Below are 15277 nucleotides of genomic sequence, written 5' to 3'. Positions count from 1 at the left end.
ACTTTCACGGCAAAGCCGTGAATAATTCAGGTTAAATTAATACTACCTGATTTTTCTAATATCTGATATAATTCTTTATAAGAAATCAGTAGAATTATGAGCCTTATGAAAAGGAATGGGGGATAAGAATGAAGAAAAAAGTGCTTGTACTTATGCTTACAGCAGGAATGCTTACCAGTGGATTAGCAGCGAATACTTTTGCTTCGGATTCCAATGAAGAGTTTACTCAGTTTGCAGAAGAAACAGAATCAACAGAGGGCATGACAGCTGAAAGTGTTGACAGTGATCTGGACTTTGTGGATGCTGGAGAAGCGAAAGAGACGGAGGAGTCAGGCGACATTTTTTCAGATACTGAAGATTTTACGACAGGCACAGAAATTTCCGATGCCGACTCATCAGGGGAGATGCAGGAGTCTGAGCAGGAAGTGACTCCTATACCTTCAGCAGAGCCGACTCCAACAATTGCACCTTCAACAGAGCCAGAGCCAACAGCAATGCCAACACCGACTCCAACGGTAATACCATTTTCGTTGACTTATCAGAGTGGTTCTATGAAATGGGAGAATCATACAACGGTTTCTTTGAAGTTTTCTACAACTCAGGACTGCAAATGGTATTATTTTTATGTAGATTCAGGTACAGATATAACTGTGATTCAGAATATGTATGATTCGAGTCGTGCCACGAATTCTGAAGAAGCAAACACAGAGTTTACTGTAAAAGCAGAGAATGTTCCTGAAACAGATTCCTGGCTGGTTATTTGTGCAAAACCATATAGCGGTAAGGCAAAGATGAGCCTCTTTAAGCTGGATAACAGCAGTTTCAAGAATAAACGTCCGAAAGTACCAACTCCAACTCCTTCACGCCCGCTTCGCATCTACAAAGTTACGCAAAGCACTGTGAAAGGCCTTGAAAAACCATTAAAGTTTACTCCAGGTAAGTTTTATAACTTTACGGTAACAGGAGCAGGCATGGACAATAAATCTCCAATTTCAGGAGATGTACGCTGGGTTCCGATGTATTGGAGTACCAGGCAGAATCCAACAGGAGTTGACAAGAATACTGTATGGAGAATAGGCTCACCTAAGGGAATACGCGAGAAGAAAACCTACAATATCTATATTTTCTTTAAGAAACAGATTTATAATGGAAAAAGCTGGAAAGATTCTGATGTTATTCAATCTATGACGCAGAAATTTACATCAGCTGCACTGACGGATGAAGATCTTGGCATTTATCATATGAAAGTAAATACGAAGTCTGTCGTTCTGCGTGCAGGACAATCTACATCGGCAGTAAAAGTAACAAATGCAACATCATCGTTCCGTGTTGTAGCATGGTATTCTGCAAACACTTCGATTGCCAGAGTAAATGCACAGGGAAGGATTACGGCTGGCAAAAAAACAGGTTCTACTTATATTACAATTGTAATGTCCACCGGTGAAAAAACGAAGGTCAAAGTCACTGTACAGAATGGAACGGTCAGAACCAATGCTATTTACGGCCTTAAGACAAAATATACAGTTACCAAAGGTAAGACACTTACATTAAGACCAGTGCTTTCACCAGTAACTTCCCAGGAAAGAATAACGTATAGCTCTTCAAATAAAAATGTTGCCACTGTATCATCCAAAGGTGTGATAAAAGGAATAAAAACCGGAACAGCCAGAATTACAGTAAAATCCGGCAGCAAAAAAGTAACGATTACAGTAATAGTACCAAAAGTATCAACTCAGAAAATATCCGGTATTAACTCTGCGATTACCCTCCTGAGAGGAAAGACATCTCAGCTGAAGCCGAAACTGAGTCCATCAAACAGTGATGATAAAATTTCTTATAGTACTTCTGATTCCAAAGTTGTAACGGTGAATGCAAAGGGAGTCATTACTGCCAAAAGGAAAGGTACTGCTGTAATTACTGTGAAATCCGGTAAGGTACAGACAAAGTGCAAAGTCACAGTTAAATAAAGTGTAGGGAGATTTCCATTAAACAGGTATTCGTTGATTTATTCTGAGCTCGAGATTCCATACACTGGAAATGCGGCAGCAGACAGTCTTTTGTATCATTATGCAGGTATCGCAAAAGAAAAGAAGATATCCGATAATTCTTTTGACGGTATCATCCTGAAAAAAGACGATTTATGCTTCATATATAAAAATATCGGCTTTCGGAATTGAACTCTTTACGGAGTATGATTCCGGGAGTCAGTATTTTTTATTACAGTGTATTTTCAGGAAGCACCACTGGTACATCTGTGGATTTATTTCTTATGGAAAACAATCGCACGGTCATAAGTAGTCTTTTCCCTTGCCTCCGGAAGTATTTTACAAGCGTTTTTCATTATGCTGATTTATCTGGATCAGATATGTCATCTGGAGGGGCTCAGCAAATCAACTTTGCTGCGGGCATTTACGAAGTCCAAAGGTGTAACTCCATATAGTTATCTCCAAAATATCCGCATCGGAGAAGCGAAGAAATTACTGGAACAGGGCCTGCCGCCTGTGGAAGCGGCATTGCAGACAGGATTTTCTGACCAGAGCCATTTTACAAATTACTTTAATCGTTATATCGGACTGGCACCAGGCGTTTACAGGGAAATCTTTTTAATGAAGGAAAATTCGGAGGACAAAAAACAGGGAAAATAAGAACAAAACAGGGCATTTGTGCACTGCGGCGCTGATGCGCTACGATCAGAGGGCACAGGGAGTCGAAGCACAGAACCAGATAGAAAAATGGGTGGACACACATTTCGACGATGCCAGGATGAAACAGATTTATCCGAAAGCGAAGTCGACACATTAATGGCTTTCGAAAATCTGATCGTAGGCTGCCTGTGGTGCATCACGATCATTGGTATTCCGTTTGGAAAACAGTTCTTTAAGATGGAAAGACTTTCCTTTATGCCGTTTGGCGCGAATGTGATTGGATGAAAAGGACGGTTTGATCTGTTTTATCAGGGAGGAAGATAAGAGGAAAATCTATCAGATCACAGAGCTTGGAACGGAAGTTCTGGAGCTTGAACTAAAGAGAATCCGCAGACTGTATCGCAATGCACAGGAGGTAATGCAATGAAGAAAGTCAAAAAAGAATTTCGCTGGTTTAACATCATGGAATACGAAAAAGAAGAAAAGTACATGAGTAAGAGACACCAGGAAGGCTGGAAATTCAAGAGAGTGACTTTTCCTGGAATCTATACATTTGAGAGATGTGAGCCTGAGAAAGTAATCTATCAGCTGGATTATAATAAAGAAGGAATCAAACACCAGATGGAATATGTACGGATGTTTGAGGACTGTGGATGGGAATATCTGACAGAATTTGCTGGATACAACTATTTCCGAAAACCGGCAGACAGGATGCTGCAGGACGAGGAAATATTCTGTGATGATATCTCCCGGCTGGATATGGTGAAGAGAATTTTCTGGGGAAGAGTGATTCCGTTGATCGTGATTCTTTGCGGCCTGATTCAGCAGTTTTATATATCTTCGACAGATCACAGTGAACATGGATTGCTGCCAGTGTGGGTTGTATTATTAGTTATATACGTTATTACCTTTCTACAGTTTGCCGTAAAATATTTTACATTTCGAAACAGGATACAAAAGTAATCTTCGGTTGGTGAAACGTTAATATAAGAAGGGGCTGTCGGGACTAAAAATTATTATTTCCCGACTGCCCCTTTTTTTCCTGATTTTTAAAAAATTTGATTTTTTTTGTTACCATCCGGGATTTTTTACGATATATAGTATGAGTAGGAAATTTCCTTCTAAAAGGAGCCTTAGGAAAAGTAGCAATCAAAGCGCGCTTGTATTTGCTGATGAAATACAAAACTTTGGAGGACAACTTAAATGAGAGACAATGAGATCATATCTCTGTTTGAGATGAGAGATGAGCATGCGATCGAAGTATTAAGCGATAAATATCATCCTTACTGTTACAAGATCGCCTGGAATCTGCTTGCAAACAGAGAAGATTCGGAGGAATGCCTGAATGATACCTGGTTTTCGGTCTGGTCACTGATCCCGCCCAAAAAGCCGTCTGTATTATCACATTTTTGCGGCCGGATCACGAGGAATTTGAGCATTGACCGTCTGCGAAAAAAATATGCCGACAGGCGTCCGGATGTACATATGGCGGATATTCTGGGTGAAATGGATCAGTTAAGTGTTACCTATACCATTGAAGATCAGCTGGCAGAAAAAGAATTGCTGGAAATCATCAACGATTTTCTTGAAAAAATGGACGCAGAGGACAGAGATATTTTCGTGAGAAGATACTGGTTTTTTGACTCTGTTTCAGCGATCGCCAAAAGACATGCTATGTCTGTTGGAAGTGTAAAAATGAATCTGTACCGGAACAGAAAGAAGCTGCTAAAAGTGTTAGAAAAGGAAGGAAAACACTTATGAAGAAATTTGATTTTTCAAAAAAATTTGGCGATATTGATCCGAAATATATCAGCGAAGCAGAAGGAGAATGGAAAGGAAAGAAAAATGCCTGGGTGCCATCATTTTGGCGCAGACTGGCGGCAGCTTGTGTGATATTGGCGTTGATCTCGACTGTTTTATCGAATCCCAAAGTGCAGGCCGCGATCAAAGAGGTTGTTTTATCAATAGGAGAAACCCTGGGATTACAAAGAGGAATCGACTCCTATACGGAGGTTTTGAACACATCGAAAACAGATCACGGGATTACTGCAAACTTAAAAGAAGTTGTTTTAGATGAAGGAGTTCTGCTGTTTGAGGTGCACGCGGAAATTGATGATTCCGAAGATGATCATCAGGGAAAATCGGCACCGATTTCATCTTTTGCTAATACAGGAGTCTCACTTGATCTGGAAAAAACCACAATAAATGGTCAAAAATTGGATGAATATATGAGTGGGAATTATACTCCTTATTCTGCAGAAGATTTATTCGATACAGATACCGACATAAATGTAACTGAATATGACCAAGTGCAGGAGTACCGTTTTCATGCTCCCAGAGATCTTGGAGAAAACCCGGAGATACATCTTGTGCTCCATGCTTTTGATCTTGATGACTGGCAGAAATCCGTAGCGGAATTTACCTTTGATTTTACCGTATCGCGAGAGAAGCTTCTTAAGCAGACGACCCATAAAGAAGTTGAAAATATTTCTGTTCAAACTGAAGAAGGACCAGTGGTATTAAAAGATATTTTCCTGAATAAATTACAGAGCAGTATTTCAGCAGAAGTACCAGAAAAACTGTACCAAAACTACGAAGTTGAGCTGCGTGGAACAGACAGCAAAGGAAATAAAGTGCGATATAATCTGACGGATGATGCAAAAACAGACGACAGTCATCGGGACTGGAAATTTAAGACAGAATTTTGGACTTTCAATGACGATGAAAGACCGGAACTGCCTGATCCTGACAGCGAATATCTGGAATTGCAGCTTTATCTGAAATCCGAGAACTCCTCTGAAAACGTAACTGAAAGCAGTGTTACGAAGGAGTATGTTTTGGACGACGATGATGACGTTTATATCGAAGAAGAAAATAACGTTTACGATGTAGCAGATGATTATGATTCTGGATGGAAAGCTGTGGGAGAAAAAATACGGATTGATATCAGATAAATGAATCAAATGCCAGAGAATCGTTACTGTTCAATCCATTCACAGTAACTTGGTCAAAATGCATTCCAAATCACCTTCAGTGATGGCGTTTTGTCCCGTATGGTCGTACCAAGCGAGTTGAAGGTTCATGGAAATTGGGAGGCGAGATGACTCTACGGGAAGTAAATTGATTAAAGACCCACGAAATTTAAAGGTCTGAATGACCTGATAGGAAATAAGTTATTTAAAGGTCTACAGAAATCGGAGGGGGAAAGGACTGGGAGATAAGTAAGTTATCAGGAAGTCAACAGAAGTTAGAAATTTTGAATGACTATGGTAAAAGAAAGTAGCAACAGAGTACATGAAGTTGCAAAAAATGAATGGTTGGAATTATACTTGCCTACAAGCAAGTCAATAAATTGTCCCCAGGAGGATGGTCCAGAGGACTCTTTTTATCTGCGAGGGAAGAAAATGCAGCCAAGAAAGAATTAGAACACTTAGGATTTGTGGAGATGGTGTATATGGCGAAACATGAATTTGGAATTATGCTGGATGCCCCTAAGAAAGGCAAGCATTATGACGAATATGAACCGTGGAAATATACCTGCATTTCTGTTGATGATGACGACTTAGCAAACATTGTTGAGAGACTTAGCACCATTGACTTTTATTGGCACACGCTTTCTGCTAAAGGCAAAGGGCTTGCATATTATGGTATTACATTGATTCCACCTGACTCGTTAAAAGCATTTATTGATGTCATTGCAGATATTTCTGAATTGAATGAATTAAAGAAATTATTAGAGCAGGCGTTGGATAAAAATAAATGGATGATTCACTATGGAATCTGATCGAAAAAACAATCTGGAGGTGATAAAATGATTAAAGAATTAATGTATATTGAACTCAAAACTGGATATTCGGATGATGGTCCGGCATGGATTGGGTATGTACAAACTTCAAAAACCAGGAAAACAATTTATTTCAATGATCATGCTTTTCAGAAGAATATTGGTAACTATGCAAACTATATGGACATTGAGAATGGTGAAGAATATTGGATTTCCGGATTAAAAAAGAAAGAGAGTAATCGGCATTGGGCTGGTCATGGCAAAATTATGATTGACCGTAGAGCAGTTGATGACTATCTCACTTTAATTGGAGAAAAGGAATTGCCATCAAATTTGTTTGAAATAGTTGGCATGGAGGACAGATTTCCAGTTGAACGAGTAAATAAACGATTGAATGCGAAGCATTAAAACATTCATTATTGAGGAATAGAGCGATGAGGAAAATATTGATTGCATTAATTGTGTCAGGGGCATTGCTGGTACTTGGTGGAGTGATTCTTGGATATTATTATCCAATTGTGGGAAATATAGTGGGAATAATTGGATGGATTTTAATCTTTTGCTTTTTTATATTGAAGTTAGTATATGGCAAGAAGAACAAAAAGTAGCTTGTAAAGGAATCTCATTAATGTTAGGATAAAACCAAATGAAGGCACGTTACCACGGGGCGGACTGATGGACATGAACACTTTAAATCCGGGATAGGATTTCGATGAATGGAAGGACACACAGAAAGGAGTTGAGCTTATGTGCCGTGAAATGGAGAAAATTTACAGCGAGGGAATGGAAAGCGGCGAAAAACGCGGTATAGAGAAAGGTGAACTCAAGAAAGCAAAAGAAACAGCCCTTTCCATGGCAGAAGAGGGCATGGATGTAAAGACGATTGCCCGTCTGGTTAAGATAAGCGAAAAAGATGTCCAGAAGTGGATTGATGAAAATTTATGTACAATGAAATAAATAAAAATATTGTAAATGGGCAGGTCTGATATTTTGGACTTGCCTGATTTTTTAATATTATCGTGCGAAAGGGTAAAATCTCTGTTATAATAGAGTTATCCTGTATTAGAGTTGTAAGGGCATCAGCTATAAATATATCGTAGTAGAAAAGAGGAATGTCAAATGAAAACATTAGTTATTTATTTTTCACAGACAGGAAAGACGAAAGAAGCAGCTGAACGGATTGCACAGCTTTCTGGTGCAGACCTGGTAGAGATTAAGACTCATAAATCTTACCAGATGTCTTATCAAAAGACGGTATTTACCTCATTAAAAGAAATTCTGTTAAACGAGCGGCCAAAACTGAATATGGAGATTCCTGATATTTCTGTATACGACAGGATACTGATAGGAAGTCCGATCTGGTGCGGAACGCTTCCGAATGCAGTGTTCAGTTTTCTGGATAAAGTAAATCTAAATGGAAAAAAAGCAGCAATTTTTACAACCAGTGGAGCTACAGAACCGCAGGAGATCGCGGTGAGAATCAAAAAGAAATATCCTGCAAAATGGTGCAGACCATTTAATGCGAACCATGCAACAGATGAAACTATCATAAGTTGGTTAAAATAACAAGCAATAACTATAAAGTTCCAGAGCCTGTTTTGGAAATGGATATACAAATAAGAGGCTATGAAAGTAGCTGTAAAATCCGATCTTCTATTTGTGGAGGAAACATAATGCAAGATGAAATGTTTATGAAAAAAGCTATTGAACTGTCAAAATTGGCAGTTGAGCATGGTAACGAGCCGTTCGGAGCGGTACTTGTCAAGAATGGCGAAATTGTATTTAGCAACGAGAATCAAATTTATACCAGACACGATCCAACATTTCATGGAGAAGCAGGATTGATTCGAGAGTTTTGTGCACAGACTGGCATTACCGATCTGCATGAATATACTCTTTATTCCAGCTGCGAACCATGTTTTATGTGCAGTGGCGCAATGGTTTGGGTGAAGTTGGGACGGTTGGTTTACGGTGCAAGCAATATTGATTTGGAGCATATTCTCGGAAACACCGGATGCAATTGCTCAAAAATGGTATTTGATAATTCTTTCTGGCAACCGCAGGTTTCGGAAGGTGTTTTACGTGAAGAAAGTCTTTCGATTCTGAAAGAGTATTTTTATAATCATGCAAAGGGGTGAGAGGAAATTTTAAAAATAAGCCGTGAATAATTCAGGTTAAATTGTATCAAGTTCAGCGTTTCAACGAATCCTTGTTCCTGTGGATATTATCCGAATATTTCTTTTATACACTTGCACTTCTTTGATAATCTGTTTATAATAAGAAACATTGTTAACAGTCATTATAATGCATTAAAATGGTCTCACATACCCCTGAAACAGTGAGGTTATTTTTTTGCTTCAAAAAGTGAAAGGAAAATTATGAGAAAACTAGCATTACGCGATAAAATACTCCTACAGATCGACAAAGCCGCGCGTTATATCGGCGGGGAAGTCAATGCAGTTATGAAGAATAAGGATGACGTAGAAATCCGGTTTGCGATGGCGTTTCCGGATGTCTATAGAACGCACTTGATATCTAGTACAGGAAACAATATATAGTACTGCCTGGTGATTCTGTGTACAATATTTTGGTGCTGCGGAGTGCTATTTGGTATCAAACAGCAGTAAATACTACGGTGACCAAACGCTGCTTTTGACCATTTTTTCATACGTTTTTTTAGAAGATATTAAGATGTTTTTAGCGTGTATTGCCCCCTTCATTATGATGTTTTTCTTTTTTTGCGAGAGTATAACTTTTTCAATGTCAAAAAAGTGCAGTTAACAGATGCCTCACGAGAAATCTAGTGTAGTGTACCGATGATATATAGTTAAAATATTACTGTTTTTTACGCCGTTTTGATGTATACTTAAAAGAAAAGGCGGTAATTACAAAATGGCAAGACCAAAAACATATCATATCAACCTGACTGAAGATGAATTAAAGACCATCAAATCTACTCTCAGGAAAAAGCAGACTTCAAAAACAGTAAAGAGCAGATGTCAGATTCTTTTGGATCTTGATGAAGCTCACGGGAAAGTCCTTACCCATGAACAATCAGCAAAGTCCAATGCAGTGTGCCTTGCAACAATTACCAACACGGTAAAACTGTATTCAACAAAAGGAATTGACGGCATTGTTACTTTGTAACGAAACATTAATTCAGACAATGCTAAACGTAAGCTGGATGGTCGTGCGGAAGCACGTCTGATAGAAATTGCATGTAGTCCTGCACCGGAAGGACATTCTCGTTGGACATTGCGTCTTCTCGAAGAACAAGCAAAAGTTGTACTGGATACACCAGTTGGAAAAAATGCAATTGGTCGGGCTTTAAAAAAAACAAACTTCGACCTCACAAAAACGACTACTGGTGCATCCCCTCAAAAGAAGATGCAGAATTTGTAGCCTGTATGGAAGATGTCCTTGATGTATATGAACTTCCATATAATTCTAAACGGCCTGTTGTATGTATGGATGAAAAACCATATCAACTTTTGGGAGATGCAAGAAAATCATTACCAATGCGTCTTGGAGATAATGCCAAAATTGATTCCGAATACATACGCAATGGAACATGCAGTATATTTGTGTTTGTTGAACCACTTGGTGGGATGCATCATGTAAGCGTACATGAGCATCGAAAAGCTACTGACTGGGCAAAGGAAATAAAGTATTTATCAGATGTAATGTTTCCAGACGCAGAAAAAATCATTCTTGTCATGGATAACTTAAACACTCATAAACCCGCATCCTTGTATAAAACGTTTCCTCCAGCAGAAGCAAGACGGATTATCAAGAGGCTGGAAATACATTACACCCCGAAGCACGGCAGTTGGCTTGACATGGCAGAGATTGAATTAAACGTCATGACACGGCAATGCTTATCCAGACGTGTTGAAACAATTGAACGGCTCCGTAAAGAATTAAGTTCATGGAAAGAAGAACGTAACAAATCAAAAGCGAAAATTAAATGACATTTTCAAACAGGTGATGCCAGAGAAAAACTGATATCATTGTATCCGAATCTTACTACCAATTAAAAATTGGTAGTAAGATTAAATATCATCGGTACAATGCACTAGATAAGAACCTGATTAATATTATTCTGGGAAATATGTAGTTTCCATTTTGTTTAATTCAGGCAATATGGTAACCAGCATGGTAATAAAGCACAGAGAACCACCGATCACATTGGATACCGGTTCTACCATAAATACGCCATCTGTGCCCATGTGTAATCCATAGGGCAGAAAATAGGTCAGTGGAACCACGATAAATACTTTACGAAGCAGGGAAAAAAAATCGCCTGCTTTTTTTACCTTTTCAGGACGTCTGGCTCCGTAATTGTAGCTGAGAACAGGAGAGGTTCCCTCATTGATCGCATGGATAGGCGTCTCCACCATCTGGCGAACACTGGATATAATAGTCATGACAGAGATATAAATATCACCGCCTGTTACTGAAAGAACATTATTGCAACAGATACTTACCAGACTGTTGGTCAGCTGCATGATAAATCCGGCAGACCCCAGGCTGATGATATCTCTGGCATGTCTGGTGCACTCAGAAATCTCATTTATATGAAGCCATCTTACCTTTAATTCCGATTTCCCATGAAGAAAATAAAATACAAGCAAGGCGGAGAGAATCTAAGAGATCACATAAATGTGTTATGATTTCTCGTGATTATTATTTTTAACAACAGTGTTGGTTCTTGAAGCAGATGTTGAATGGAGCGTCTCCTGGTTTTGGAAAATATCAGGCGAAGACGGTATCTGCTTCTCAACATGTTCAGAGTGAAGATGGATATTATCATTATTCAGCAGCTGATTAAAATTCTTGATAACGATGTTCAGGGGATCCTGCTGTTTTCGGAGTTTTTTCCATTCGTCCCGGGCGGTGGCCTATTCAGCTTCTAATTTTTCAATCTGTGTGTCCGGTTTTTCCGGCTTCGGCAGAGCTTTTACGCCGAACTCCTTCAGGGCCTCTTTGCTGGCAGTGTGAAGCTCATACTCTTTCTGATGTCGGCTGCGGTAGAATGCAGGATACTGGGTGCTTTTTTATTTCACGGGGAGTGCGGTAAGCGGAGCTGTACTTTTTGATCAGTTGCTTCGTCTGTATCAGCTGGCCGTTTTGTCTGTGATGCTAAGGGTGATATCCGCATAAGCCCGGATCTCCCGGGAGAGTTTCTTTCGGATTTTTAGTTATCTGGCTATGCTGGAAATTAAGCTGGGAATTCTTAAAAGTGGCTTATGTGGTCTGCATCGGTCTGCCGATAGCGGCGATGCCCGTGATTTTTGGCTTGGTGTTATGTTGTACGATTATCCTGATCCCGGTAGGTGCAGCAATGAGGCCTTTACATTTGCGAAGGAAAGGAAAATGACGAGATAAGTTCCCTGTATGGATCGGTATTCTTTATTTTTCCAGATATCCGTTTTTTCGAATAAATCCTTGCGGCCGACGTATTGAACAGAGAAGAATTATGCCAATTGCAGTTGTTTTCAATCAAATCCCATCTTTCTGAGACAGGTTAAGGTTCCGTTTCTATATTCTTATCTTAATAGACGGATTAGGCAGTGGCAACAGATTTTTGAAATATTAGATGGTCTGCCAGGGCTGTTTCTGCGGGGAGTGGGAGACGGAAAATGTAGGCTTTATCATCGGCAGTATCGGATAGGCGGAATCAATGCTATTTTTACGTTGAACGGTAAACTTTTATATGATCCATGAGATTTCCTAAGCACAGCTTGAAAACAGGTTCCAGGATAAATTGAGGGACATTGACGTTCTGTTAAAGGACATTTTGTGTTTGATGAAGAATTCCGGTTATAATGATGTAAACCGCAGGGGCAAAAAAAGCGCACAGGGCGGTTTCAAAATGATAAGAACAGGAGACGTAAGAATGAATGATGAAGAAATGAAGGATTTATATGTGATGATGCTGTCGCTGCAAAGCCTGCAGAATCGGGGGATTACAATTAAAGAAACGTTTCACAGGAGTATAAGGACACTTCTGCTCTGGTACCAGCAGTCCGAAAACATGGAATATTTGGATCTGGCATTGCTTCATGTGCAGGCGTATACTAATATGGGATTTGCCCTTGATGACAGGGAGGATACAGTCAGGGTAATCCTGGAGAAAACAGGGAAGAAAAAAGAGGATTTTATCCCCAGAGGATATCTGATCGGAAAGAAGATTCGCCTGAACAAAACACAAGTCCGCAGTATGATTGGCAGATGGAAGCCGAGCAGAGAAAATCCGATGACGATCAGTGAAGTGATTGAAGAGATTATAGACCGTGTGAAAAATCATGCAGAAGGCAGATATATCTATCAATATTCCCGCGCCTCTGGAAGTACACAAGAGGAACCGGAGGTCTATGAGTTGGTGATTAATGAAGAGGAAAGTTATTTTTACGATGTAAAGAATTTCAGGTTTTATACTTTTATGGAGGAATAACAGAGATGATCAATGTGGCGATTCTGGATGATGAAGCTGTTTATCTGGATAAAGAAAAAGAAATCACCGAAGCGTATTTCAGAGAAAAGCAGGAAGACTGCAGAGTTGATACCTTCCAAAGCATAGAATGGTTCGTCAGCGGTTTGAAGGAAACCTGCTATGATCTTTATATCCTGGATGTGGAGATGCCTGGAAAGAACGGATTGGAAGTATCCAGAGAAATCCGAAAGCTTTATCCGGAGCCGGTGATCATATTTATCACAAATTATGTGGATTACGCGATTGAGGCTTATGAGGTCAATACCTTCCGCTATATTCCAAAAAGCCGGCTGGAGACGAAACTGACAGAGGCTTACGATGCGCTTTTTCTGATACTTATGGAAAAAAACGAAAAATATTATGTGATAGAAAAGAAGGGGACTCTGGAAAAGCTTGCGTATTCAGAGATTTTTTACTTGAGGAAAGAGGGGAAAAATGTGGTCTTTGTCCATAGAAGCGGTGAAACAGGGATACGTGCCAGTCTCTCTTCCCTGGAGGAACAATTGGCTTCGGATGGGTTTATCATGGCAGACAGAGGATATCTTGTCAATATCCGGCACGTCATGAGGATGAAAAACCATGACCTGTATATGCGCAATGGGAATATTGTCACAGTAGGCAGGGAACGCTTTAAAAGTGTCAAACAGGCAATTGTGGATTTCTGGGAGAGGTGAGTTCAAATGGTATTTGATTATTGGAGGACATGAAACTGCATTTAGAGGACACTTCACTTCTGCCGATTTATTTGTGCTATAATCTGAATCGTCCGCTGAGGGAAGGGGATGAGAAGCAGAGAAAACGACATAAGTTAATTATATATGTGTGTGGGGAATACAAATGGCTAAATTTGCTTTATATGGACTGGCAGCTTTAATGGAGACAGGAATAGGATTCTGTATATTTGGGAAAATATTTCCCAAAAGAATACAGTATGATAAGAAGTTTAATATGGTTTGTGGGTGCCTGATATTTCTGCTTATGACAGGAATGTATAAGATGACAAAATGTATGCTTGGGGACAGGGTGAATAACTGGAACAGTGTAGGACATTTTGGGGTCTGTTGTAGTGTGCTTTTACTTATCATTACAGTTCATGGGATGAAAAACAAAAAAGAAAAAATGTTGTTTTTTTTGCAAATTGTTTTTTTTATAATCATTGCTCTTGATTTGACTGAACAATATTGGATGTCATATCAATCCATAGCAATGATGATTATGGGGAATATATTTCCACCGCTGTATCTATATCTTTTTTTTCAATGTACCTTTGCTCAAGCATATTTGTGGGAGGTCGTTTATGTAGTTAATATCGGTTTTGTAAAGGAAGTGTATATTGCATATACAGGAGTCTTCCAAAACCGGAGGTTTGAAGATTTCTTTTACTATCCAAGAATACATTCACAAGATGAAATTATCTTTTTCCTCATAATTTGTTTTGGACTTTTGCTTATCAGCAGAGTGGATTCATTGGTAAGCTTATTGAAAAAACTGCTTATGGAGCATAAAAAAAAGTTGTTCATATTGATATGGATAGAAATATTTTTGCTCATGGGAGTGGCCAATCTGGGAGAAGGTGAGATTGATAGAAAAAAGCTGGCATTAACATGGGCTGCCTTGACTGGAATTATGATGTGTATTTTCATAGCATATATTAGGCTCCAACAGAGGATTAACGAAGCGGAGAATAACATTTTAAATGTAAGATATGATGTAATTAAAGCACAGTATGAAGAACTGAAGAGTGCATATGAAGGATACCGATGTCTGGTACATGATGAGAAACATTTAATTTCTTATGTGGCAGAGTGCTTGGATAATGGAAATGTGGAGGAGGTTCAGAAATTTTTGAATAATTATCAAGCAACCTCTTTATCGAGAAATAGAATCACATGGACAGGAATATCAACTCTTGATTTTATGCTGAGTATCAAAAACAGAAAAATGAAAAGAACAGGGATTTCATTTAAACTGGATGCTCAGGTGGAAAATATCCCCATGGAAGATTCGGATTGTATAATGCTTATGGGAAATTTGCTTGACAACGCTATAGAAGCTGCGGATAAATGTGAAGATGGAAGAAAAAATATTTATTGCGTAGTTCGCAATGTAAATGATATGCTGATTATCAAAGTGAAGAACAGCAGTATAAGTGCACCGATAGTGAGGAAAGGGAGATTTTTAACTAATAAAAAGGAAAAAGAAAAACATGGCTGGGGAATTGAAAGTGTAAAAAGAATTGTTGAAAAATACGATGGAGAAATTGATTTTCAATATGGCTCTACATATTTTGAAACTGTTGTGATAATTGGAAATGAAGAATAAGGAGGAAACAGGACATGGAGACAACTATGC

At 39.0% G+C, this 15277-nt stretch carries 14 protein-coding genes and 3 pseudogenes; 16 read left to right on the top strand and 1 reads right to left on the bottom strand.

The window, feature by feature from the left end; translation table 11 throughout:
* Positions 1–296: 296 nt before the first annotated feature.
* The 13 genes and pseudogenes from QZL69_RS05660 (at position 297) to QZL69_RS05600 (ending at position 10400) form a co-directional block, all read left to right on the top strand.
* Complete coding sequence (locus QZL69_RS05660) at positions 297–1967, top strand: Ig-like domain-containing protein (RefSeq protein WP_291518555.1); 1671 nt, start codon at positions 297–299, stop codon at positions 1965–1967.
* Positions 1968–2348: 381 nt separating this feature from the next.
* Positions 2349–2645 (top strand): annotated as a pseudogene (locus tag QZL69_RS05655) (helix-turn-helix transcriptional regulator); the annotation flags it as partial.
* Between the two features lie 156 nt (positions 2646–2801).
* Positions 2802–2930, top strand: a pseudogene (locus QZL69_RS14080) (YccF domain-containing protein); the annotation flags it as partial.
* Positions 2931–3068: 138 nt separating this feature from the next.
* The gene (locus tag QZL69_RS05645; protein WP_022214255.1) at positions 3069–3608 is read left to right on the top strand and encodes a DUF2812 domain-containing protein; all 540 of its coding nucleotides are present in this window, start codon (positions 3069–3071) and stop codon (positions 3606–3608) included.
* Positions 3609–3848: 240 nt separating this feature from the next.
* Positions 3849–4406 (top strand): RNA polymerase sigma factor, encoded by a 558-nt coding sequence (locus tag QZL69_RS05640; protein ID WP_022214254.1) that lies wholly within the window; start codon positions 3849–3851, stop codon positions 4404–4406.
* A complete protein-coding gene (locus QZL69_RS05635) occupies positions 4403–5599 on the top strand; it encodes a DUF4179 domain-containing protein (protein ID WP_022214253.1) in 1197 nt (398 codons plus the stop codon). The genes QZL69_RS05640 and QZL69_RS05635 overlap by 4 nt, the downstream gene beginning before the upstream one ends.
* 359 nt (positions 5600–5958) lie before the next feature.
* Positions 5959–6429 (top strand): hypothetical protein, encoded by a 471-nt coding sequence (locus QZL69_RS05630; protein WP_243002461.1) that lies wholly within the window; start codon positions 5959–5961, stop codon positions 6427–6429.
* Between the two features lie 27 nt (positions 6430–6456).
* Positions 6457–6837: a hypothetical protein gene (locus tag QZL69_RS05625; protein ID WP_022214251.1), complete on the top strand. Its 381-nt coding sequence runs from the start codon at positions 6457–6459 to the stop codon at positions 6835–6837.
* 339 nt (positions 6838–7176) lie between these two features.
* A complete protein-coding gene (locus QZL69_RS05620; protein ID WP_022214249.1) occupies positions 7177–7386 on the top strand; it encodes a hypothetical protein in 210 nt (69 codons plus the stop codon).
* Between the two features lie 162 nt (positions 7387–7548).
* A complete protein-coding gene (locus tag QZL69_RS05615) occupies positions 7549–7995 on the top strand; it encodes a flavodoxin (protein ID WP_022214248.1) in 447 nt (148 codons plus the stop codon).
* A 107-nt stretch (positions 7996–8102) separates the two neighbouring features.
* Positions 8103–8567, top strand: a complete 465-nt coding sequence (locus QZL69_RS05610; RefSeq protein ID WP_022214247.1) for a nucleoside deaminase — start codon at positions 8103–8105, stop codon at positions 8565–8567.
* Between the two features lie 754 nt (positions 8568–9321).
* Positions 9322–9576 (top strand): helix-turn-helix domain-containing protein, encoded by a 255-nt coding sequence (locus QZL69_RS05605; RefSeq protein ID WP_022214245.1) that lies wholly within the window; start codon positions 9322–9324, stop codon positions 9574–9576.
* Positions 9577–9677: 101 nt separating this feature from the next.
* A complete protein-coding gene (locus QZL69_RS05600; RefSeq protein WP_022214244.1) occupies positions 9678–10400 on the top strand; it encodes an IS630 family transposase in 723 nt (240 codons plus the stop codon).
* A gap of 126 nt (positions 10401–10526) precedes the next feature.
* Here QZL69_RS05600 and QZL69_RS05595 read toward each other — a convergent pair.
* Positions 10527–11075: pseudogene (locus QZL69_RS05595) on the bottom strand (MATE family efflux transporter); the annotation flags it as partial.
* 1253 nt (positions 11076–12328) lie between these two features.
* Between QZL69_RS05595 and QZL69_RS05590 the strand changes: the two are divergent.
* From QZL69_RS05590 to QZL69_RS05580, 3 genes are all read left to right on the top strand, one after another.
* Positions 12329–12886, top strand: a complete 558-nt coding sequence (locus QZL69_RS05590; protein WP_147342113.1) for a hypothetical protein — start codon at positions 12329–12331, stop codon at positions 12884–12886.
* 5 nt (positions 12887–12891) lie between these two features.
* Positions 12892–13599 carry a LytR/AlgR family response regulator transcription factor gene (locus QZL69_RS05585; protein WP_022214241.1) on the top strand — a complete coding sequence of 236 codons (708 nt, stop codon included), beginning with the start codon at positions 12892–12894 and terminating at the stop codon, positions 13597–13599.
* Positions 13600–13762: 163 nt separating this feature from the next.
* Positions 13763–15247 carry a sensor histidine kinase gene (locus QZL69_RS05580; protein WP_022214240.1) on the top strand — a complete coding sequence of 495 codons (1485 nt, stop codon included), beginning with the start codon at positions 13763–13765 and terminating at the stop codon, positions 15245–15247.
* The last annotated feature ends 30 nt before the right edge of the window (positions 15248–15277 follow it).

The sequence above is a fragment of the Blautia sp. CAG:237 genome, from assembly GCF_000436615.1.
GTDB classification, from domain to species: Bacteria; Bacillota; Clostridia; order Lachnospirales; family Lachnospiraceae; genus Blautia_A; species Blautia_A intestinihominis.
The sequence above is the reverse complement of the archived record's forward strand: the minus strand, read 5'-3'. Positions and strand labels throughout refer to the sequence as shown.

What these genes read in the sequence shown, in the direction of transcription:
- QZL69_RS05645 (WP_022214255.1), top strand. Translation starts at nt 3,069, where the DNA reads ATGAAGAAAGTCAAAAAAGAATTTCGCTGGTTTAACATCATGGAATAC.
- QZL69_RS05640 (WP_022214254.1), top strand. Translation starts at nt 3,849, where the DNA reads ATGAGAGACAATGAGATCATATCTCTGTTTGAGATGAGAGATGAGCAT.
- QZL69_RS05635 (WP_022214253.1), top strand. Translation starts at nt 4,403, where the DNA reads ATGAAGAAATTTGATTTTTCAAAAAAATTTGGCGATATTGATCCGAAA.
- QZL69_RS05630 (WP_243002461.1), top strand. Translation starts at nt 5,959, where the DNA reads ATGGTTGGAATTATACTTGCCTACAAGCAAGTCAATAAATTGTCCCCA.
- QZL69_RS05625 (WP_022214251.1), top strand. Translation starts at nt 6,457, where the DNA reads ATGATTAAAGAATTAATGTATATTGAACTCAAAACTGGATATTCGGAT.
- QZL69_RS05620 (WP_022214249.1), top strand. Translation starts at nt 7,177, where the DNA reads ATGTGCCGTGAAATGGAGAAAATTTACAGCGAGGGAATGGAAAGCGGC.
- QZL69_RS05615 (WP_022214248.1), top strand. Translation starts at nt 7,549, where the DNA reads ATGAAAACATTAGTTATTTATTTTTCACAGACAGGAAAGACGAAAGAA.
- QZL69_RS05610 (WP_022214247.1), top strand. Translation starts at nt 8,103, where the DNA reads ATGCAAGATGAAATGTTTATGAAAAAAGCTATTGAACTGTCAAAATTG.
- QZL69_RS05605 (WP_022214245.1), top strand. Translation starts at nt 9,322, where the DNA reads ATGGCAAGACCAAAAACATATCATATCAACCTGACTGAAGATGAATTA.
- QZL69_RS05590 (WP_147342113.1), top strand. Translation starts at nt 12,329, where the DNA reads ATGAATGATGAAGAAATGAAGGATTTATATGTGATGATGCTGTCGCTG.
- QZL69_RS05585 (WP_022214241.1), top strand. Translation starts at nt 12,892, where the DNA reads ATGATCAATGTGGCGATTCTGGATGATGAAGCTGTTTATCTGGATAAA.
- QZL69_RS05580 (WP_022214240.1), top strand. Translation starts at nt 13,763, where the DNA reads ATGGCTAAATTTGCTTTATATGGACTGGCAGCTTTAATGGAGACAGGA.